Here is a 21302-nt window from a genome sequence, read left to right as displayed (position 1 = left end):
ATGAGCGCAGCGGCGGAATTTGATTTCTCCGGCGCCCGCATCATCGTGATCGGCGCCAGCCGTGGCGGCATCGGGGCCGCGATTGCGCGCGCGTTTCAGGATGCGGGTGGTGACGTGGAAATCACCGGCGCCGAACCCGAATGCTTGCCCGAAGATGCGGCGCGCTTCGGCTATACGCAGCTGGATGTGACCGACACGGACGCCGTAGACAGCTTTGCCAAAAGCCGGGATGAAGTGGATGTTCTGGTCAATTGCGCCGCCATCACAAAACGCGGCGAAGAAATGGACGCAGAGTTCTTTCAACATGTGTTGAACGTCAATCTCGTTGGCTCCATGCGCTGCGCCAAGGCGTTGCATGGAGCGCTTGCAAAACGTCAGGGCCGCGTCATCAATATCGCGTCAATGTATGCCCGCTTCGGCTCCCCCCGGAACCCGGCATATGGCGCATCCAAGGCCGGGGTCGAGCAGATGACCAAGTCGCTGGCAATTGCCTGGGCTTCGGATGGCGTCCGCGTCAATGCCATTGCCCCCGGTTTCATCGTGACGGAACAATCTGCCCGCGCCAGACAAGATCAGGCGTTCACCGATGCCGTCGAGGCCCGCACGCCGCTTGGCCGCTGGGGCCAGCCGGATGACATCGCCGGTCTCGCGCTGTTTCTGGGATCGGACGCCTCGAAATTCATGACCGGGGTCTGTGTCCCCGTGGATGGAGGATATTCTGTTGTCTGAGGAGAAACACCTTGTCTGATGTTTCGCAAATCAATGCGGCGGTCATCGGGACCGGATTCATTGGCACCGTGCATGTGCAGGCGCTGCGCCGTCTTGGTGTGCGCATTGCGGGTGTTCTGGGATCATCGCCAGAACGTGGTGCTGCGCGTGCGGCTGAGATCGGTGTCGGGCATGCCTATGCCTCGCTTGACGATCTGTTGGCCGATGATGCTGTTGATGTGGTGCATGTCACATCGCCCAATCATGCGCATTACCCGCAAGTGAAGGCGATTATTGCCGCGGGAAAACATGTCGTTTGCGAAAAACCATTGGCAATGACAAGCGCCCAGTCGGCGGAAATGGCCGCGCTGGCCAAGGCCTCCGGCAAGATTTGCGCGGTGTGCTACAACATCAGGTTTTATCCCCTCAACCAACAGGCACAGGGCATGGTGAAAGCCGGAGAACTGGGTGACCTGCGCTTTGTCACCGGGCACTATCATCAGGACTGGCTGGCAAAGGCGACAGATTGGAACTGGCGTTTGCAGTCCGAAGTGGGCGGCGCCCTGCGTTCGGTGGGAGATATCGGAACGCATTGGGTGGATTTGACCAGCTTTATCATGGGGCTCAAAGCCAAATCGGTGTTTGCCGACCTCAGCACATTCCTGCCCGAGCGGCAGCGACCAACAGGGCCGGTTGAAACCTTCTCAAGCGCGGAAGGCAAAACAGAACCCGTTACGATCGACACCGATGACGCGGCAGCGATCATGATCCGATATGAGAACGGCGCCAAGGGTGTGATGACCACATCACAGATCAACATTGGCCGCAAAAATTCGCTGCAGTGGGACATCGCCGGCAGCGCGGCAAGTGCCTCTTGGGACAGTGAAACGCCCGATCATCTGTTCATCGGGCATCGCGATGCCCCGAACCAAACGCTTATGCGCGACTTCACATTGATGAACGAAACCGGCACCCGTGCGGCATCCCTGCCGCCCGGTCACGTCGAAGGATTTGCAGACAGCTTCTTTGCCTTTTTTGGCGCGGTTTACGCAGATGTTGCAGCAGGTGAACGCGGGGACCACAGCACTTGGGCCACATTTGACGACGGTCATTACGAGATGAAATTCTGCGACGCCGTCCTGAAATCCGCGCAAGAGGCGCGTTGGGTCAATCTGGACGAGATTTGAGGGGAACGAGATGAAACTTGGGATTCTGAGTGTGCCATTTGAAGACCAGGGCCTGATGGAGGTTGCCGATTGGGCAAGCACCAACGGGTTCTCGGCGATGGAAATCGCCTGTTGGCCAAAATCAAGCGGTGACAAGCGGCGCTATGCGGGGACCTGTCATATCAATGTGGATGGGCTCAGTGCAGCGCAGGGCAAGGACATCAAGGACGGGCTGGAGGCCAAGGGCATCGAGGTTTCCGGCCTTGGGTTCTATCCCAACCCGCTGCACGCGGAGGCGGCGCACCGTGAGGATGTGATTGCCCACCTGAAGAAGGTCATTACCGCGGCTGGTGTCATGGGGGTGCCGGTGGTCAATACGTTTGTGGGCGGGGATCGGACGTTGAACGTCGATGAAAACTGGGCCCGCGCGCAAGAGATCTTTGGCCCCGTTGTGGCGCATGCCAAAGATGCGGGCGTCAAGCTTTGCTTTGAGAATTGTCCAATGATCTTTTCCTATGACGAATGGCCCGGCGGGCATAACATTGCCTATTCGCCCAAGATCTGGCGCCGCATTTTTGAGGAATGGGGCACCGATGTGGGGATGAATTTCGACCCTTCGCATCTGATCTGGCAGTTCATCGACCAGACCAGATTCATCAAAGAGTTTGGCCCCCAGATCGGTCATGTGCACGCCAAAGACCTGATGATTGATCACGATGGTCTTTACGAAAACGGTATCATGTCAGCAGGCATGGGCTGGCAAGTGCCACGCCTTTGCGGGCTGGGGGATGTCAATTGGTCGGATTTCTTTTCCGGCCTTTACCGGGCTGGCTATGACGGCCCGGTCATTATCGAGCATGAAGACAGGCTGTTCGAAGGCACGGACGAAAAGGTCAAGCGCGGCTTTCTATTGGCGCGCGACGTGCTGCAACCGTTCATCAAGTAATTGGGCGTCAAAGCCCAGCAATCACCACACGAAATCTTCATTTGGGAGGAAATAACATGAAGAAACTACTCACAAGCGCGGCGGCTCTTGCGATCGCGGCCACCATGGCCCCGGCGGCATTCGCGGCGGATTATACCATCGGCATATCCAATACTGTGCAGGGCAATGGTTGGCGCGAGCAGATGATCTGCGCCATGCGTGCGCAGGCACTGGTCGAAGAGGATGTGTCCAATCTGATCGTGGCACACCGCAACACTGATTCCGCAGGTCAGTTGGAAGATCTCAACAACCTGATTGAGGCGGGCGTAGACGCGATTGTTCTCAACCCATCCAACCCCGACGCATTGAACTCTGCGCTGGAAATGGCGATGGAAAAAGGCATCGTTGTGGTCGCGGTTGACGCGGGTGTGTCGGCGGAAGGTGCCTACATCCTGTCCAACAACCAGGAAGAATATGCTTATCTCGGCGCCAAGTGGCTGTTTGAGCAGGTCGGCGGCAAGGGCGACATCGTCTATATGCGCGGCATTGCCGGTGTCTCGGCAGACAGTGACCGTGACAATGGTTTCAAGCGGGCCTTGGCAGAATACCCAGGTATCAACGTTGTCCATGAAGTGTTCACCGGCTGGCAGCAGGACCAGGGCAAGCAACAGATGTTTGACTATCTGGCAACGGGCATTCCGTTTGACGGCGTCTGGACCTCTGGCATCGACAACGTGATCGTGGATGCCTTTGTTGAATCCGGTGCACCGTTGGTGCCGATCGTCGGTGCTGACAACGCGGGCTTTGTTCAATACCTGAGCGAAGTGGACGGACTTACCGGCGCTGCCGTGACCAACCCCGGCTCGGTTGGCGGTGCGGGCGTTGCGCTTGCAGTCGACATTCTCAATGGCAAAGCGCCAAGCGAGAAAACCGTGCTGGTTGATCCGGTTCTTTGGGAAAATGCCTCTGACGAGGGCCGTGCCACGATCACCGCGGCGCAGAACCCGAACCTCGATCCTGAATGGCCCGTGTCCGTCACTGTGCCGGGCTGGACCGATTACACGATGGATCAGATCATCGCCTGTAAAGGCCCAGGCGACAGCTGATCAACACCCGGAACGCCCCCGCCCGACCTGTCGGGCGGGGGCACCCATTCGAGAAAAGAACACGCATTCCCATGAACGCAAATCAGATCCTAGATGCCAGCGGCATCGCCAAAAGCTTTGGCGCTGTCAAAGCGCTCGTTGATGCCAGCCTCAGTGTCTCGGAGGGCGAGATTGTCGCGCTGATGGGTGCCAACGGCGCAGGCAAATCGACATTTGTGAAAATTATAACCGGGGCGCTGAACCCGGACAGCGGCAAGGTGCTCATTCGCGGCAAGCAAGCCCGAGTTGGAAGCCCGGCCGAAGCCCGTCGTTCCGGCCTTGTGCCGGTATATCAAGAACCCTCGTTGATCCCCGATCTGGACGTTGCCGACAATCTGCGGCTGACCGATACACCCGTCGCCCCGTTTGAGCGTTGGGTCAAGGAATTGGGCATCGAGGGGCTGGCCCTGTCAGACATGGTGGGCGATCTGCCACTGGCCACTTTGCGCATTCTCGATCTGGCCCGCGCACTGGCAAGCGAGCCGGATGTGCTGTTGCTGGATGAAATGACTGCCGCATTGCCATCGGATCTGGTTGAGCGTGTGCTGAAAGTGACGCGGCAACAGGCGGACAAGGGCATGGGCGTCATCTATGTCTCGCACCGCTTTAACGAAATTTCCGAATTATGCGACCGCGCCACGGTGTTGCGCGACGGGCGAACCGTTGGCGATCTGGTCATTGAACCGGGCGTGGAGGACCGCGCCGTTGAATTGATGCTGGGTCAACGGCTCGACCTCGCAGCACGTGAAGTGGACAAAACGCGCGGCACCATCGGTGACACACCGCGGGTCCGTGTCAAGGGCGTGGCGATTGCCCCGAAGGTCAGTGATATCTCCTTTGACATGTATCCCGGCGAAGTCCTGGGTGTTGTCGCCTTGGAGGGTCAGGGACAGGACGAATTGTTTGAATGTATGGCCGGTTTTATGCCGCCCACGGCGGGCAGCATCGAAGTGAACGGCACCACCACGGCCTTTCGTCATCCGGCAGATGCGATTGCAGCGGGGGTCAAATTTGTGCCCGGCGACCGGGCTGATGCGTTGCTTGCGCAGCGGTCGGTGCGCGAGAATATCGCGCTGCCGTTTTCGGCACGGATGTCGTCTTGGGGGTGGCTCAACATGCGCCACGAACGCGAGCGGGTGGCCCATGCCATCGACCGCTTGCAGATCGATACAAGGGCGCAGGGCGAAGTGCAGCGTCTGTCCGGCGGCAACCAGCAAAAGGTCACTATCGGGCGTTGGCTGGCAACCGGCGTTGAGACGCTTTTGTTGTTTGACCCAACCCGCGGGATCGATGTGCGCACCAAGCGCCAGATCTACCCGCTGGTACGCGAATTGGCCGAACAAGGTTCATCGGTTCTGTTCTACACCTCGGAACTGGAAGAGATCCCCTTGGCCTGCGACCGCGCTGTGGTGATTTTTAACGGCCGCGTTGTTGATATCATCGACGCAGAGAATGCGGACGAGCAGACGCTGCTGAGGGCGGCCTATGGACTAACGGCACAAGAGGGCGCGGCGTGACCGATATTATCAAGAAAAATGCATGGGTTGCTGGCCTTTTCGCCCTGCTCATCGTGCTGTTGGTTCTGACCAAGGTCATCCAACCCTCTTTTGGCATGTCTGGCCTCGAAAGCGTGGCCCGCGCCGCCCTGCCCTTTGCCTTTGCCACCGCTGGCATGGCGGTGGTCGTCATCGTTGGCGGCATCGACCTTTCGGTTGCCTCCATGATGGCGGTCTGCGCGGTCACAGCGGCCGTATTGATGGAAAGGATGGCCGGCGTGCCTGCCATCCTGATCGTATTGGCCTTGGGGTTTGTCATGGGTCTGATCAACGGCGGGCTGATCGTACTGACGCGCGTGCCTGACATCGTCGTGACATTGGCAATGCTCTTTGTCTGGGAAGGTGTTGCCCTGCTCATCTTGGAATCGCCAGGTGGCGCAACAACCGAATGGCTCAAGCAAAGTATTCGCGGCAGCGTGATCCCCTTTGTGCCCAACGCGCTGGCGATCATTGCCGCATGCGTGGCGGTGGTCTGGATCCCGCTGCGCCGCTCGAAACTGGGCATCTCGATCTACGCCACCGGCTCGGACGATCTGGCCGCGTTCCGCTCTGGCGTGGCGGTTGGACGCACCAAGATCATGGCCTATGGCGTCTGCGGGATCTTCTGCGCCTTTGGTGGGCTCAGCCTCGCCTCGCTCACCGGGATCGGGGAGCCGGTGCCGGGGCCATATCTGATGGCATCGGTCGCGGCCGTGGTTCTGGGCGGTGTGGTTCTGGGCGGAGGTCGCGGCGGATTGCTTGGTCCGATCATCGCGGTCTTTATCTTGCGGATCGTGCGGACGATCCTGACACTTTTGGCTGTTGACCCAAATGTCACAACCATCATCGAAGGCACCATCATGGTGGGTGTTGTGATGTTGGGCACAGCCGCAACTTTGCGGGGAGCCAGAAAATGAACATGGCAACGACCGATTCATCGATGATCCGCTTCGGCCGCTTTCTGCGCGACAATCCGGTCATTCCGCTTTTGGCCTTTCTGGTCTTGATGATCGCGGTTCTCGAGGTGATCCGCCCCGGCATCGTGACGCCGTTTCGCGCGGGCCGGGATGGCCTGATCTCGACCTTCTGGGTCGGCAACCTGATCAAGTTCGCAATCCCGCTTGCGATGCTGGCGGCCTGTCAGGTCTTGACCATGCTGACCGCCGGCATTGACCTGTCGGCAGGTATTGTCGCGACCGTGGCTGCCTTTGTCTGTGCAACCCTATCGTCCATTTGGGGGCCGGTCCCCGCCGTGCTGGTTGCGATGTCGATGGGACTTGTGGTTGGTGTGGTTAATGGTATCGGCGTAGGCATCGTGCGGGTGCATCCGCTGATCATGACGCTGGGTACCGGCCTGATCGCGACCGGCTGTATGCAGGTCTATCAGCGCCTTGTGATCAATGCCGGATCTGACATCCCCGCCGCTCTGTCATGGCTTGGCACGGGTCGCACGCTGTCTATGCCGAATGGCTTGTTTTTGTTCGTGCCCTTCGCGCTCTTTATCTTTTGGCTCATGCGCTTTACCGGATTTGGCCGTTTGCTTTTTGCGCTTGGCTCTAACGAGAACGCGGCCAAGCTGTCCGGGGTGCGGTCATGGCAGGTCTATATTGCACTCTATGCCCTTTCAGGTCTGATCGCCGCACTGGCCGGCTTGCTTTATCTTGGCATGATCCGCCAAACCTCGCTGAGCCTCGCCACGCCGTTGTTGCTGCCATCCGTGGCTGCGGCGGTGATTGGCGGAACCTCGATCTTTGGCGGGCGTGGCAGCTTTGCCGGAGCGATTGTCGGCGCGTTGATCATCCGGGTTCTCGATACGATGCTGACCCTGATGCAAATGCCCGAAGGCGCCCGCACGATGTTGTTCGGGCTCATTATTCTTACCGTGACTGCCATCTATGTGCGCATCACGGGCAGTCGATAGGAGAAAAGCCACATGACCAAATTTCGCGTCGTTGGAATTAGCTTTGATCACATGCACATGGGCGATCTTTTGCGGATGGTGCATGCGCACCCCGAAGCGGAGATCGCAGGAATCTACGATCCCGACCGCGCCAAGATGCAGACGGCGATTGATGCGTTTGATCTGCCTGAAGATCGCGTCTTTACCGATTTCGACGCCTGCATGGCAGCCGGCCCTTATGACATGGCATTGCTTTGTGTGGCCACCGCCCAACACGCCGAGATGACCGAGCGGTTGGCGCCGCATGGATGTCATGTTCTTGTAGAAAAGCCCTTTGCGGCCTCGGCAGATGATGCCCGGCGGATGATTTCGGCGATGCAAGGCACCGGCAAACAAATGCTGATCAACTGGCCCCTGCGCTGGGTCGAAAGTCACGTGACCGCCAAGCGTCTGATTGACGAGGGGCTCATTGGCGAGCTGCGCGAGGTGCATTTTTATGACGGCAATCGCGGCCCGCTTTATCATCTGGCCGACAAGGTCGAGGTTAGCCCCGAAGAGGTCGAACGCCAGAAGCCGGACTCCTGGTGGTACAAGAAGGCGTCCGGTGGCGGCGCTTTGTTGGATTACATGGGATACGGCGCAACGCTAGGCACCTGGTACATGGACGGTGAAGCGCCATTGGAAGTAACCTGCACCGTGGATGAAGCCGCCGGGATCGAGGTGGATCAACACGCCATCGCCGTGTGCCGTTACGCCCGAGGTCTGTCCAAGATGGAAACCCGTTGGGGCACATTTACCGACCCATGGGCGATCCAGCCGCAACCGACCTGCGGCTTTGTGTTTGTTGGCTCCGATGGGACCATATCCTCGCCCGATTATGCCAGCCACGTCACCGTGCAAACGCGGGACCGCCCCGAACGACATGAGATTGCTGCCGATCCGCTGCCCGCAGGCGAGACCAATGTCATCGAATACGCCGTCAGCCGCCTCAATCGGGGCGACGCCATCGACGGCCCGCTGGCCCCTGATCTGTGCCTGACTGCGCAGCGCATCGTCGATACGGCCATGCAATCGGCCACAGAAAAACGGACATTGAGCTTGCTGCCATGAGTGACGATTCTGCCGATAGCGATACCTATGCACTGAAATCCGGCGCCCTGCCCGAAATCGCCGCGCCGGAGGTGAATTACCTGCCGCCCGCGCCCAAAACTTATCGCCCAAAGATCGGGATGATCGGCACAGGTGGCATTTCGAACAGCCACCTTGATGCCTATCGCAATGCAGGTTGGGAAGTTGCAGGCCTGTGGAACCGCAGCCGCGACAAGGCCGAGGCAAAAGCCGCCGAGTTTTGCCCAGATGCGCAGATCTTTGACGATGTGCAGTCCCTTCTGGAACGAGATGACATCGACGTTCTCGACATCACCTTGCCGACCGAGGTCCGCGCCCCGGTAATCGAAGCGGCCTTGAAGGCAGGCAAACATGTCCTCAGCCAAAAGCCGTTTGTGTCCGATCTTGATACCGGCGAGGCGCTGGTCAAGCTCGCGGAAGACCAAGGCGTGCAATTGGCGGTAAACCAAAACGGCCGCTGGTCGCCGCATATGGCGTGGATGCGCAACGCCTGCCGGGACGGTGTGGTTGGCGATGTCATATCCGTGCACGCCTCCCTGCATTGGAACCACGGCTGGACCGCCGGCACACCGTTTGACAAGATCGAAGACCTGATCCTTTACGATTTTGGCATCCATTGGTTCGATTTCCTGTCCTCCATCGTTGGGGATCGCGCCGAGAGTGTGACCGCCTCAGCCGCCCATGCCCGCGGTCAGGCCAACACCACGCAACTGCTCGCGCAGGCGTTGATCAAAATGGACGGCGGTCAAGCCAGCCTTGTTTTTGATGGCGGCACGCCGCATGGCCCCCGCGACACCACTTACATCGGTGGAACCGAGGGCAGTATCGTGGCCAATGGTCCCGACCTTGGCAGCCAGTCTGTGACCCTGACCACAGGCGAGGGTATCGCCCATCCCAAACTACAAGGCACATGGTTCAATGACGGGTTTCAAGGCGCGATGGGCGCTTTGCTTTGTGCCATCGAAGAGGGTCGCGCTCCGGTCAATTCGGCACGCGAAAACCTGACCTCACTGGCGCTGACCTTCGCCGCAATCGCCTCACGGAAAACTGGGCAGGAGGTTCGGATTGGCGACGTGCGCAGCCTGCCCTAGGTGTTTGCCACTGCGCTCGCGCCGCGGCGTTCTCATAGTGTCGCGGCACCGAATGTTCAGAGGCCAAGCCAAAGGCAGACCGATCGCCCACATCGAGGATCAAGGTCTCCCTCGAAGTCAGATCCGGCTAACGCTTTGTACCCTTTCCACGCCTGCCAGCTAACAACCAGGGCCAGACCGGCGAATACACATATAGAATAGAGCGTTGCAAATGAAGCTGCGTTTACAAAACGGTGCGCTCTCCCGCTGCCTGCAGCCAGACCACCATCACCCAGCAGGGGTGAAGTCTCTGGAGTGTCTCCGTCCGCTGCGCAGCAAGGCAGCTCTGGTCATTGTTCTGGTCGAACAATTCTTTGAGCTCGCCCAGTTGGGGCGGGCAGGTTTGGTATGCGCGTCGCGGCGGCATCATGATTTCAGGACCAACAACGCCTACCAAGCTGACTGCGCCTGAAACGGATTGGACCTGCCGCAACACATGAAAAAAGCGGCACCTCGAAAGGTGCCGCTCCTTGGACGCTACTGATCTTGGATCAGATGATGAATTCTTCCATTTCATCACCCGAAGTAGCATCCGTGTCTTCTTCGGTGCCTGCCCCGCTCATCAAGGACATGACATCTTCGAGAACGATATCGCTGTCGGCCTCACCGTCGCCATCCATAAAGTCAGGATGATCACTGCCCGAGACACCAAGAACTTCACCGCCGGTTCCGTCGCTGTCGACGATCACCCGCATTCCGTTCAGGTCAATATCGTCAACCGTCACCGGTCCGTCGTCTGACCACAGGGTAAAGCTGGCGTGATTAACACTGCCCTCTGAGCTGTCAGGCTCCGTGCCGAATTGCAGCCCAACATCAAAGTTTTGACCGACCCCGGCGCCATTTGGCAAGGCAGAGACACCGTTTGCATCGGCTTGGATATCCGTGACGTTATGACTGTTTTCTTCAGGGTAGAAGTTGAGCGAGCTCAATTTACTGTCATCGCTCAGATCAAAGAAGATCCCGTCGATATCCGAAGGCTGATCTGCGAAATCGGTTTGGCTCAAGTTGAAGTGCAACTGACCATGGGGGGTTTCAGTGACGGAGATATTGATCTCAGCCGGATCGCCCATCACGAAGTTCAAAACCGATTTGTCGTTTGCAGGTGGATCGACAGGTCCACCGCCGCCAGCGGTACCACCAGAGCCGGAGCCTCGCGTACCACCAGAGCCGGAGCCCTTCGTGCCGCCAGAGCCGGAACCTTTCGTACCGCCAGAGCCGGAACCTTTCGTACCGCCAGAGCCGGAACCTCTCGTACCGCCAGAGCCGGAACCCCGCGTGCCGCCAGAGCCGGAACCTTTCGTGCCGCCAGAGCCGGAACCTTTCGTACCGCCAGAGCCGGAACCTTTCGTACCGCCAGAGCCGGAACCTTTCGTACCGCCAGAGCCGGAACCTCTCGTACCGCCGGAGCCGGAGCCTTTCGTACCGCCAGAGCCGGAACCCCGCGTGCCGCCAGAGCCAGAGCCCTTCGTGCCGCCAGAGCCGGAACCTTTCGTACCGCCAGAACCGGAGCCCTTCGTGCCGCCAGAACCGGAACCCTTTGTGCCGCCAGAGCCAGAGCCCTTCGTGCCGCCAGAGCCGGAACCTTTCGTACCGCCAGAACCGGAGCCCTTCGTGCCGCCAGAGCCGGAACCTTTCGTACCGCCAGAACCGGAGCCCTTCGTGCCGCCAGAGCCGGAGCCCTTCGTACCGCCAGAGCCAGAGCCCTTCGTACCGCCAGAGCCGGAGCCTTTCGTACCGCCAGAACCGGAGCCCTTCGTGCCGCCAGAGCCGGAGCCCTTCGTACCGCCAGAGCCGGAGCCTTTCGTGCCGCCAGAACCGGAGCCCTTCGTGCCGCCAGAACCGGAGCCCTTCGTGCCGCCAGAACCGGAGCCTCTCGTGCCGCCAGAGCCGGAGCCTTTCGTACCGCCAGAGCCGGAGCCTTTCGTACCGCCAGAGCCGGAGCCCTTCGTGCCGCCAGAACCGGAGCCTCTCGTGCCGCCAGAGCCGGAGCCATTGGCTTCTCCGTCGTCATCCGCAAACTTGGCTGCAAGGTGCTGGTCATACCACTTGGAGAACCGTGATCCTTCTACACCACCATTGTGATAGGATTTCGTTCCGCTGGCACCGCTGCCATCAGAGTCTCTATCCTGTGACGACTTCCAATTGCGAAATCTGTAACCCATAGCGTCTTGCTCCAATTCTGTTGTCGGCGGCCAAGAAGGGAAATGCGGGCACGTCCAGCCTTGGCCAATCAATGAGCGAAGTTACGAGAAACGCTTACTTTTCAGCAAATAATTTGCACATTTCGGCCATATTTGCCCAATTTTGGGTTTTTTTCAGAAACAGTAATTATCGCCTCCAAGGGATTTGCGCAGGAACTGGATACAATCAATTCCCGGTCAAGAGGGAATCACCTTGACGTAAGGTCCGGTTAGCTACGTTTTGCCACGGCTCTGCCACAGTGATGCCCTCTTGTGCTGATTTATCTCAAAGGGAAACCACTATTGGGACAGTCTGATGAGCAAGAGCAACGAGCAAAGCACACAGGATAAGATCACTGAATGTGCTGAGGCGCATTTTGGCGCGCCAGTGAAAAAGATCACCGCGCCCGGCGGTGAAGGGCGGTCAAGTTTTCGGTTGTCCGTGGCCGGACAATCGGTCATCGCAACCTTGCGCCCAAACTTCCGGCGAACCCACCTTGAGGCGCATGTTCTGAATGAACTCAACGCGCATTGTGATGACCTGCCTCAATGCCTGGGCGTCGTCGGCGAGATCATGTTCCAATCCGATGTGGGGGACCGGCGGTTGAATGTCGAGATTGCCGAGGTTGCACCCGATGTGCGGCTGGATCTTGCACATGAAGCGGTGTCAGCAATCTTTCGCATTCAATCAGCCGCCCGGAAAACGCAGTTGAATGAAATGATGCCGCATCTGGGCAACAACGAAGACTGGATCCTGAACTTCGTCGATGCCATCGATTTCCTGCGTGATCTTGGCGGCGGCATTTCGGACAAATTTGATCGCGAAGCGGCCTATGAACGGGTTGCGGTTGCCGGCACCCAGTTTGTGAAATGGGACTGCCGTTCTGGCAATGCAGCCATCGACAGCACGGACAAACTGCGCTGGTTTGATTTTGAATATGCCGGTCTGCGGCATGGTGCCGAAGATATTGCATGGTTGATTGGTGACGAGGCTTGGCCCATTCGGCCGCAAGACATGGTCGATATCGTGATCGATACTTTTGACCCCGAATGCGGTTATGAAATGGATGATTACCTTGATTACCTATCGGTCTATTTGACGTTTCACTCGGTCCAGCGCCTCAAACTGATCAGCAAAGAAAGCCGCAAGCGCGGCTGGCTCAGCAAGGAAAAAATTCGCAAATACGATGACGCAGGCGTGCATCCTGAGTTTGCCGCGCAGATTTGCAGGGTCGGGGCGTATTTCTCGGCACAATCGCCGTTGACCGCGCCTTTGTCGCGCAATTTTCTGGCTGCTTTGCATGGCTTTATCCAGATCAGCAATCAGCAAGATCAGCGTAACCTGCGCCGGGCTTAGTCCAACAGCCTGGCGTGGTGTCTCCCTGCCAAAGCATGTCAGCGACAGGTGCAGCGTACCTTGACTCGCGTTGATCGCGGGACAATCCGCTCGGTCTTGCCAACAAATGTTATCTAAAGCCCTGGGCGCCCAAGTTGTGCGCCTGTGATCTTGCGGAGGCCATCCCATACTCCGCACGGGGCGAGAACGATCCAGCTTGATCCTGATTTGACTTTTGCAGTAGCTACATCAAATTGCATCAGATCACATCAAGGTAAGGCACCGATGAAAGCGACCATAAGTGACATCGCGGCAGCCGCCGACGTCTCCACAGCGACTGTAGACCGGGTATTGAACGGCAGGTCCGGTGTGAAAGCGGCCAATCGGTACAGAGTGCTGGATGCAGCGGCCAAGCTTGGTTATTTGCCCGAAACCGGTGATCTGTGGATGCCTGCCAAACCCGCCCGGTTGGAGTTCTTCCTGCCGGTTGGAGGCAATCGGTTCTTGGAAAACCTCGCCTTTCAAATTGAGGATTATTGCCTGCGTCTGCCGCTGGTTTCTGAGTGCAAAGTCACGCGGCTGCCGGATGCATCGCCGTCCACGTTGCTGGCGGCGCTGGATGATCTTGATCCAAAAACAGCCGGCCTTGGCGTTGTGGCAGTCGACGATCCCAAGACCAGAGCCGCAATCCAGCGTTTGGTTGAAGCCGGAGTGCGGGTTGTGACCATAGCATCTGATCTGCCCTCTTCGATGCGGGCCAATTATGTTGGTGTGGACAACCGGATCGCGGGGCGCACCGCCGCCAAGTTGATGGGATCAATGCTCAGCAAGCAGAATGCCAAGATCGCGCTGTTCCTGGGGTCAAGGCGTTACCGCGGCCACGATGAGCGGGAATCCGGTTTCCGTTCGGTATTGTCCGAAGAGTTTCCGCATCTGCAGGTGATTGATGCCGTTGAGATCAATGACGATGCACAACGTGGCTATCAGCGGGCGGCGTCTATCCTTGCCCGCCATCCTGATTTGGGTGGAATCTATGTCGCGGGCGGCGGTCGGTCAGGGGTGATCAAAGCGGTGGAGGACAGAGGGGATGTCGACGGACTGGTTTTGTTTTGCCATGATTTGACGGACCAGACCCGAAAATTCCTTCTGAACAATCGGGTCAGCGTCGTCATCGATCAAAACGCCAGGTTGATGGCTGAACAGGCCACCATCCAGCTGCTTGGCTCACTGGCCTCGACCGCGCCCTATTTGACCAAAAAGTTCATTGAACCACGGGTCATCACAAGGGAGAATATCCCCGCCATGTGATGCGCCCGTCAGGTCGCCCGTTCTGCGGCCAGCATCTCGACCATCTGATCCCGCATAACAAACTTCTGCGGCTTACCGGTGATCGTCATTGGCAGCTCTTCAACCACGCGGATGTGCCGCGGCACCTTGAAATGGGCGATCTGGCCCTGACAGAATTGGCGCAGTGCATCCGGCGTCAGATTTGCGCCATCTGCCGCGACCACCCATGCACAAACCTCTTCGCCCAGTCGGTCATCCGGTATACCAAAAACCTGCGCCTCGCGGACTTGCGGATGGGAATACAAGAACTCTTCAATCTCCCGGGGATAGATGTTTTCGCCGCCCCGAATGATCATATCCTTTACGCGCCCGGTGATGGTACAGAATCCGTTTTCGTCAAACACAGCCAGATCTCCGGTGTGCATCCAGCCATCGCGGATCGCCTCGGCGCTGCGACCCGGATCGTCCCAATAGCCCTTCATCACTGAATAGCCGCGCGTGCACAGCTCGCCCTGGGTTCCTGCGGGCACAATCTGCCCGTTCTCATCGACAATCTTGACCTCCAGATGCGGATGCACCCGCCCGACTGTTTCGCAGCGCTGGGTCACCGGATCATCGACAAAACTTTGGAAGGACACCGGCGCGGTTTCGGTCATGCCATAGCAAATTGTGACCTCATCCATATGCATCACGGAATTGACCGCTTTCATCACATCCACCGGGCATGGCGCCCCGGCCATGACCCCTGTGCGCATCGCCGAAAGATCGCGCGGCGTTGCTTCAAGGTCTTGCAACATGGCCACAAACATCGTCGGCACACCGTAAAGCGCGGTGCAGCGTTCCTTTGCCAATGCGTCCAAGGTTTGCGCCGCATCAAACCCCTCTCCGGGGAAGACCATGGCCGCGCCTTTGCTGACAGCCCCCAGAACGCCCATGACCATGCCAAAACAATGATAAAGCGGCACGGGAATCGCCAACCGGTCATTTTCGGTCAGTTTGATCCGGTCGGTGACAAACCGCGCGTTGTTAACCACGTTGTAGTGCGAAAGAGTGGCACCTTTGGGCTGTCCGGTTGTGCCAGAGGTGAACTGGATGTTGATCGCATCATCAGGCTCCAGCGTGGCGCCGATCTGCGGCAGGCGCAGTTGCTGGGCCGGGCCGCCGAGTTCGGACAGGGCATCAAATGGCCAGATCCCCTGGTCGGCGGGCGCCTCTCCCATCACGATGACATGCCGCAGATGCGGCAGTTTGGCGGCATGAAGCTTGCCCCGCTCCGCCGTAGCCAACTCTGGCGCAAGGGTCCGGATCATTCCCAGATAATCGGAACTCTTAAAGGCAGGGGCCAGTACAAGTGCTTTGCACCCCACTTTGTTGAGCGCATATTCGAGTTCGGACAATCTGTAAGCCGGATTGATGTTGACCAGGATCGCGCCGATCCGCGCGGTGGCGAACTGCGTCAGCACCCATTCCAAACGGTTGGGCGACCAGATGCCTACCCTGTCCCCTTTTTCGAGGCCCAGCGCCAAAAGGCCGGAGGCCAATGCATCCACAGCGCGGTCGAGATCATAATAGCTGAGTGTGCGATCGGGAAACACCAGCGCATCCCTTGGCCCGTACCGCGCCACGGCATCCTGCAACAACTGGGGGATGGTGGCGAAAGCCAGCGGCGGGTGTGTGGGGCCTTTCACATAGGATTTGCCATCTTGCGGCGACAGATCGGCCTGCTCCGCGCTGGTGTCATTCACCCCAAACTTCTGGATCTGGTCTGCAATGCTTTCGTTCAAAATGGTCATCTCGAAGCCTCCCCGTTTACATGTCGCGCCAGTCGCCTGATTGTTCAAACGCATGGGCAGCTTGGTAAATCTTCATTTCCCCATAATTCGGACCAACAAGTTGCATCCCGATTGGCAGCCCTTCGCTCAGCCCGCAAGGGACGCTCATCGCGGGCAAGCCGCCGTTGAAGGGGGCCGTGTTAGGCACCATCTCAAACGCCCGCTGAACATACAAGCTGAGCGAGCAATCGGCAGGTGGATGTTCCTGCGGTTTTATCGGCAGGGTGGGCATCAACAACAGGTCATATTGCTGAAGTGCGGCGAGATAGCGTTCGTTGACCTTGCGCATGATGTTTTGCGCCTTGCCATAGAACCGTCCGCGATACTGACGCTGAAAATGCTCGCCTACGAACATGCAGGCTTTCAGGGAATGACTCAATTCATCAGCCCTGCCCTTCCACTGCGCCATGTGATCGGTCATCGACGGCAAGAACAGTCCGCGATAGTTGGTGCCGCTGGAATTGCCCCACATCATCCCGTCCTGAAGCCCCTCCAGCGTGATTGCGGTCCAGGCGTCCATGGCGGTGTGATGCTCCGGCACCGAGATTGTCTCGACCCTTGCACCCAGTTCGCGGAACCTTTCGGCGGCAGCCATGACTTTTTGTTCCACGTCACTTTCAGAATTGGGATGACCAAACCCCTCAGACAGGATCCCGATCCGCATACCTTGGGCGCCGCGTCCCAGACTTTCGGTATAGCTGTAGGTCTTGGGTTTGTACTGCCGCGGATCAAGCCCGTCTTCGCCTGCCAAAACCTCCAACAAAAGGGCATTGTCGGCAACGTTGTTCGTCACCGGGCCAAGATGGTCGATGGTTTGTTCAATCGGCATGGCACCAGTGTAGGGCACCAACCCATGGGTGGGCTTCATGCCGTAGACGCCGCAATTGGACGATGGGATGCGAATGGATCCGCCCTGATCGCCCGCGATGGCCATGTCGACCTCGCCTACCGCAACCAAGGCCGCAGAGCCGCCTGAAGACCCGCCCGCCATATAGCCGCGTTTCCACGGGTTGTGGATCGGTCCCTTGGCATTGGTGTGTGAGCCACCGGAAAGACAGAAGTTTTCGCAATGCGCCTTGCCTGCGATCAGCGCCCCTTCATCCAACATGCGGGTCACGATGGTGGCATCGATCTCGGGTGTGTACCCCTCCATGATCGAGGAACCGTTCATCATCGGAACGCCAGCAAGACAGATCGTGTCTTTCAACGCGATGCGTTTGCCGCGCAGCTTGCCATCCGGCGCGCCGCGCACTTCGGTCTTGACGTACCATGCGTTGAGCGGATTCTCGGTCTTGTCGGGGAAATACCCCGGACTGCGCGGATATCTGACCTGGGGCAGGTTGTCGGGCAAGGCATCCAGCCGGTCATAGGCCTGCATATAGGGCTCGATGATCTCGGTGTATTCGGACAGATCTTCGTCAGACAGGCTCATCCCGAACCGGTCCGCCATGGCGCGCATTTGGGACAATGTGGGGCGTTTGATGGTCATGGCTGTCACCGTGGGGCTGTTGGGTTGCGAATGAAGCGGCGGCGATGGCTTCGCAGCGCTGTCTTTTGGGAAGGTTTGCGGGCGGCGGCCTGCGGGCGGCGCGGCAGGCGCGGTTGTGGGCGTTTCGGCTCGCGTGCCCGATTTTTGACGGGTGCCGCGCGCCGCACCGAACCCAAGGAATTGATCCACTTTGGCCTGATCCGACAAGTCTGCCCGCGTCAGCGTGCCGGTGATGCGGCCCCGCTCCAACACCAGAACCCGGTCAGACAGATCCGCGATGAAGTCAAAGTTTTGTTCGACCAGCAGGATTGAAAGCCCGCGTTTTTCGCGCAGGAGCAACAGGGTTTCGGCCATCTCTTCGATGATCGAAGGCTGAATGCCTTCGGTCGGTTCATCCAAAAGCAGGAAATCAGGGTCACCCATCAGGCAGCGGGCCAACGCCAGAAGCTGTTGTTCGCCGCCCGACAATGCGCCGCCTTCGCGATCCAGAAGGCGTTGCAGGCGCGGGAAGTCGGCAAGAACAGCGTCCATCACTTCGGTCTCGGACCCGCCGGCGTGATCGCGCCAGGCAAAGCGCAGATTGTCGCGCACGGAAAGCTGCGGAAAGATCCCCCGCCCCTGCGGTACATAGCCGATGCCCATCTGCCCGCGTACATTGGGCGGTGTTCGGGTGATATCGGTTTGGTCATATCGAACCTGCCCGGCGGTGGCAGGCAGGAACCCCATCAATGTCTTGAGCAAAGTTGTCTTGCCCATGCCGTTGTGCCCAAGCACACCGACAACTTCGTTCTCGGCCACGTCCAGATCAATGCCGTGCAGGATCGGCACGCGGCCATAGCCACCCGATATCCCCTTGGCGGACAACAATATCTCGCGGTCTTCGGTCATCTTATGCCTTCTTTCCAAGATAGACGGCGCGGACCGTCGGATCAGACATCACGCGGTCGACGTGGTCTTCCATCAACACGGCCCCTTGATGGAAAACTGTGACCGTCTCGGCGATGGAGCGGATGAACTGCATGTCATGTTCCACGATCACCACCGCGGCACTGCGGGTCAGCTCGTGAATAATTTCGGTCATCCGGTCCACGTCTTGCGCACTCATCCCGGCGGCGGGTTCGTCCAGCAGCACAAGCCATGGATCGGCCACTGCAACCAATCCCAGTTCCACCCGTTGGCGTTCACCATGGGCCAATTGTCCCAGTTCCGTGCGGGCAATCGCGCCCAGAGCCAACCTGTCGATGATGGTATCAGTGCGGGCCTTTGCCTCTGCCGCATCATGAAAGCGGCGAGCGGAGAGCCATATGTTTTCATGCACATTCAGCGCATCCATCACATTGGGCGTCTGTGTTTTGATCCCAACCCCGAGCGAGGCTATCTGATGGGGCTGCCAGCCCGTGACATCCTGACCGCGCATGAACACCTGCCCCTCGGTTGGGGTCAGAAGACCGGTCACGCATTTAAAGAACGTGGATTTGCCAGCACCATTGGGCCCGATCAAACAGCGCAATTCGCGTGCCTTGAGAGAGAAATTCACGTTGTCGCTGGCTGTGACGCCGCCAAAGCGCATGGTCAGCCCATGGGTTTCCAATACAGTTTCAGCCATGTCTTGCTTTCCGTCTTTGCCGCGCAAGTGGTCTGCGCCGGGCCCGGCCAAAGCTGGCCTTCCACAAGGCGGATACTGCGGGCACCAGACCTTTGGGCAGGAACAGCACGAACAGCACGAGGATCAGCCCGGTGATCAAGGTGTTGTCGATCAGGCTTTGCTGGCCCAGAACAAATTTCAGATAGGCCAGCCCCGCCGCGCCAAGGACCGGCCCAAGCCGCGTGCCCAAACCCCCGACAATGCACCAGATGATGATCTCGGCCGATTGGCCCAGCGAGAACAGCCCCGGCGTGACGATCTCACCCCAATTCGCAAAAAGTGCCCCGGCCAGCCCGGCGATGGCCGCGCCGGTGGCAAACAGCACAGTTTTGCGGGCGGCCACGTCATAGCCCATCAGCGCCATGCGGGTCTCGTTTTCGCGGATACCGATGGCAACCCGACCAAAGGACGAGCGCAGCAACCATGTGACCAGCAGGAAGACAATCACCAGCGCGACGGCGCAGAAATAGAAATAGGGGTCGCCCCAGATATAGGCATCCGGATTGCCCGGCACATTGAGGGTCTGGAACCCCGGAATACCGTTGTAACCGCCCAGTCGCGCGTTGCCGATCACGTATTGAGGGCCTGCGGTGGAGTTCACAAACTTGAAAAGGATCAGCGTCACAACAAGGGTGATCACCCCCAGATAGACATCCGTCAGCCGCCCGTAGAACATGAGTGCGCCCAGCACAGCCGCAAAGATCAGCGGCACCAGCACCGCCAAGAGCATTGGCACCGTGCTTTCCCCAAGATTGATCGCCGCGATGGCATAGGTGTAAGCGCCAAGGCCAAAGAACGCCGCCTGACCAAAACACAAGATTCCGCCGAAGCCCCAAATCAGACCAAGGCTCAGCCCCAGCATGCCGTAGATCACCAGCACCGTCAGCGTATAGGTTGCGATCACCATCGGCAGAAGCCAGATCAGCAGCGCCGATACGATCAATGTGGCGATGATCTCTTTCCCCAATGACCGCTCCATCACAGTTTACCTTTGAAAAAGCGGCCCGTGATCCCTTGCGGCATCAGCCGCAGCAAGACAACAGCCGCAACAAGAAGCGCCACCTCACCAATCACCGGCGAGATCGCGAAGGTGAACACTTGATTAACGACACCAAATGAGGTGGCAGAGCTGAGCAGACCTGCAATCAACGAGGGGCCGCCAGCGATCACCGTGATGAATGCCTTGGCGATATAGGCACCGCCCGATGTCGGCACCAAGCCAACCAGCGGCGCAAGGACGGCCCCGGCCAGCCCTGACAAGGCAGAGCCGCAGAAAAACGTCGCCATATAAATACGGTCCGGGCTGTAACCGAGGGCGGCGGCTATATCAGCGCGCTGCATCGTGCCGCGTGCAATCAGCCCCGCGCGGGTGCCACGCAGCACCGCCAGCATCGCGATTACCAGAACGGCAGCCACCACAATGATAAAGAAGTTATAGCCGCTGATCTGGTAGTCTCCCACGGCAAAGCCGGGGATCGGGGTGGAGATGCCTGTGGTGGTATTGCCAAAGATCATCGTGGCCAGACCAATGAACACAAGGCTGAGACCCCATGTGGCCAACATCGTATCAACCAGCCGCCCATAAAGGTGCCGGATCACCAATCGTTCCACAATCAGCCCGACCAGCCCCACGACCAGTGGAGCAATCACCAGCATCGCAACAAAGACATTCACGCCCAGCCCAACTGCTGTGATTGTTGTGTAGCCACCCAGCATCATGAACTCGCCATGCGCCAGATTGATGACCTTCATCATGCCAAACACCACGGCCAATCCGGCGCTGATCAAGACCAGCGAGGCAACCGCGTAAAGCACTTCAACCGCTATGACAAAACTGAGATCCATGGAGACCTGCTTGAAAGAATAAAAGGGGTGGCGGGGCGCCAGAGGCACCCC

General features: G+C 58.6%; 18 protein-coding genes. 12 read left to right on the top strand and 6 right to left on the bottom strand.

The features are described 5' to 3' along the window. The 10 genes from JNX03_RS17325 (at position 1) to JNX03_RS17280 (ending at position 10049) form a co-directional block, all read left to right on the top strand. On the top strand, positions 1 to 729 hold the full coding sequence (locus JNX03_RS17325) for an SDR family NAD(P)-dependent oxidoreductase (protein WP_203210239.1): 729 nt from the start codon (positions 1 to 3) through the stop codon (positions 727 to 729). A gap of 11 nt (positions 730 to 740) precedes the next feature. Next, positions 741 to 1895: a Gfo/Idh/MocA family protein gene (locus tag JNX03_RS17320; protein WP_203210238.1), complete on the top strand. Its 1155-nt coding sequence runs from the start codon at positions 741 to 743 to the stop codon at positions 1893 to 1895. Between the two features lie 10 nt (positions 1896 to 1905). Continuing rightward, entirely contained in the window at positions 1906 to 2820 is a 915-nt protein-coding gene (locus JNX03_RS17315; RefSeq protein ID WP_203210237.1) for a sugar phosphate isomerase/epimerase family protein, read from the top strand. Positions 2821 to 2876: 56 nt separating this feature from the next. After that, complete coding sequence (locus JNX03_RS17310; protein WP_203210236.1) at positions 2877 to 3905, top strand: ABC transporter substrate-binding protein; 1029 nt, start codon at positions 2877 to 2879, stop codon at positions 3903 to 3905. 71 nt (positions 3906 to 3976) lie between these two features. Then, positions 3977 to 5461 carry a sugar ABC transporter ATP-binding protein gene (locus JNX03_RS17305; RefSeq protein WP_203210235.1) on the top strand — a complete coding sequence of 495 codons (1485 nt, stop codon included), beginning with the start codon at positions 3977 to 3979 and terminating at the stop codon, positions 5459 to 5461. After that, the gene (locus JNX03_RS17300; RefSeq protein ID WP_203210234.1) at positions 5458 to 6396 is read left to right on the top strand and encodes an ABC transporter permease; all 939 of its coding nucleotides are present in this window, start codon (positions 5458 to 5460) and stop codon (positions 6394 to 6396) included. The genes JNX03_RS17305 and JNX03_RS17300 overlap by 4 nt, the downstream gene beginning before the upstream one ends. Continuing rightward, entirely contained in the window at positions 6393 to 7400 is a 1008-nt protein-coding gene (locus tag JNX03_RS17295; protein WP_203210233.1) for an ABC transporter permease, read from the top strand. Before JNX03_RS17300 ends, JNX03_RS17295 begins: the two co-directional genes overlap by 4 nt. A 12-nt stretch (positions 7401 to 7412) precedes the next feature. Continuing rightward, complete coding sequence (locus tag JNX03_RS17290) at positions 7413 to 8489, top strand: Gfo/Idh/MocA family protein (protein ID WP_203210232.1); 1077 nt, start codon at positions 7413 to 7415, stop codon at positions 8487 to 8489. Beyond that, positions 8486 to 9598, top strand: a complete 1113-nt coding sequence (locus JNX03_RS17285; protein ID WP_203210231.1) for a Gfo/Idh/MocA family protein — start codon at positions 8486 to 8488, stop codon at positions 9596 to 9598. The genes JNX03_RS17290 and JNX03_RS17285 overlap by 4 nt, the downstream gene beginning before the upstream one ends. 211 nt (positions 9599 to 9809) lie before the next feature. Continuing rightward, on the top strand, positions 9810 to 10049 hold the full coding sequence (locus tag JNX03_RS17280; RefSeq protein ID WP_203210230.1) for a hypothetical protein: 240 nt from the start codon (positions 9810 to 9812) through the stop codon (positions 10047 to 10049). Between the two features lie 79 nt (positions 10050 to 10128). Here the strand turns inward: JNX03_RS17280 and JNX03_RS20625 are convergent, their stop codons facing one another. Beyond that, positions 10129 to 11799 carry a hypothetical protein gene (locus JNX03_RS20625; RefSeq protein ID WP_231024382.1) on the bottom strand — a complete coding sequence of 557 codons (1671 nt, stop codon included), beginning with the start codon at positions 11797 to 11799 and terminating at the stop codon, positions 10129 to 10131. Between the two features lie 334 nt (positions 11800 to 12133). Between JNX03_RS20625 and JNX03_RS17270 the strand changes: the two genes are divergently transcribed. Together JNX03_RS17270 and JNX03_RS17265 are read left to right on the top strand one after the other, a co-directional pair. Then, positions 12134 to 13174 (top strand): hypothetical protein, encoded by a 1041-nt coding sequence (locus tag JNX03_RS17270; RefSeq protein WP_203210229.1) that lies wholly within the window; start codon positions 12134 to 12136, stop codon positions 13172 to 13174. 264 nt (positions 13175 to 13438) lie between these two features. Then, positions 13439 to 14461: a LacI family DNA-binding transcriptional regulator gene (locus JNX03_RS17265; protein ID WP_203210228.1), complete on the top strand. Its 1023-nt coding sequence runs from the start codon at positions 13439 to 13441 to the stop codon at positions 14459 to 14461. Between the two features lie 8 nt (positions 14462 to 14469). Here JNX03_RS17265 and JNX03_RS17260 read toward each other — a convergent pair whose 3' ends face one another. The 5 genes from JNX03_RS17260 to JNX03_RS17240 are packed head-to-tail and all read right to left on the bottom strand — an operon-like array spanning position 14470 to position 21251. Next, positions 14470 to 16233: an AMP-binding protein gene (locus JNX03_RS17260; protein WP_203210227.1), complete on the bottom strand. Its 1764-nt coding sequence runs from the start codon at positions 16231 to 16233 to the stop codon at positions 14470 to 14472. Positions 16234 to 16249: 16 nt separating this feature from the next. After that, complete coding sequence (locus tag JNX03_RS17255; RefSeq protein ID WP_203210226.1) at positions 16250 to 18649, bottom strand: amidase; 2400 nt, start codon at positions 18647 to 18649, stop codon at positions 16250 to 16252. Position 18650: 1 nt separating this feature from the next. Further along, entirely contained in the window at positions 18651 to 19367 is a 717-nt protein-coding gene (locus JNX03_RS17250; RefSeq protein WP_203210225.1) for an ABC transporter ATP-binding protein, read from the bottom strand. Continuing rightward, positions 19360 to 20385, bottom strand: coding sequence for a branched-chain amino acid ABC transporter permease (locus tag JNX03_RS17245; protein ID WP_203210224.1), 1026 nt, complete (start codon positions 20383 to 20385; stop codon positions 19360 to 19362). Before JNX03_RS17245 ends, JNX03_RS17250 begins: the two co-directional genes overlap by 8 nt. Continuing rightward, entirely contained in the window at positions 20385 to 21251 is an 867-nt protein-coding gene (locus tag JNX03_RS17240) for a branched-chain amino acid ABC transporter permease (RefSeq protein WP_203210223.1), read from the bottom strand. Before JNX03_RS17240 ends, JNX03_RS17245 begins: the two co-directional genes overlap by 1 nt. Between the last annotated feature and the right edge of the window lie 51 nt (positions 21252 to 21302).

Origin of the sequence: Sulfitobacter mediterraneus (genome assembly GCF_016801775.1) — a bacterium.
GTDB classification, from domain to species: Bacteria; Pseudomonadota; Alphaproteobacteria; order Rhodobacterales; family Rhodobacteraceae; genus Sulfitobacter; species Sulfitobacter mediterraneus_A.
Note: the sequence above shows the minus strand (reverse complement) of the source record. Positions and strands in the feature narration are given on the sequence as shown.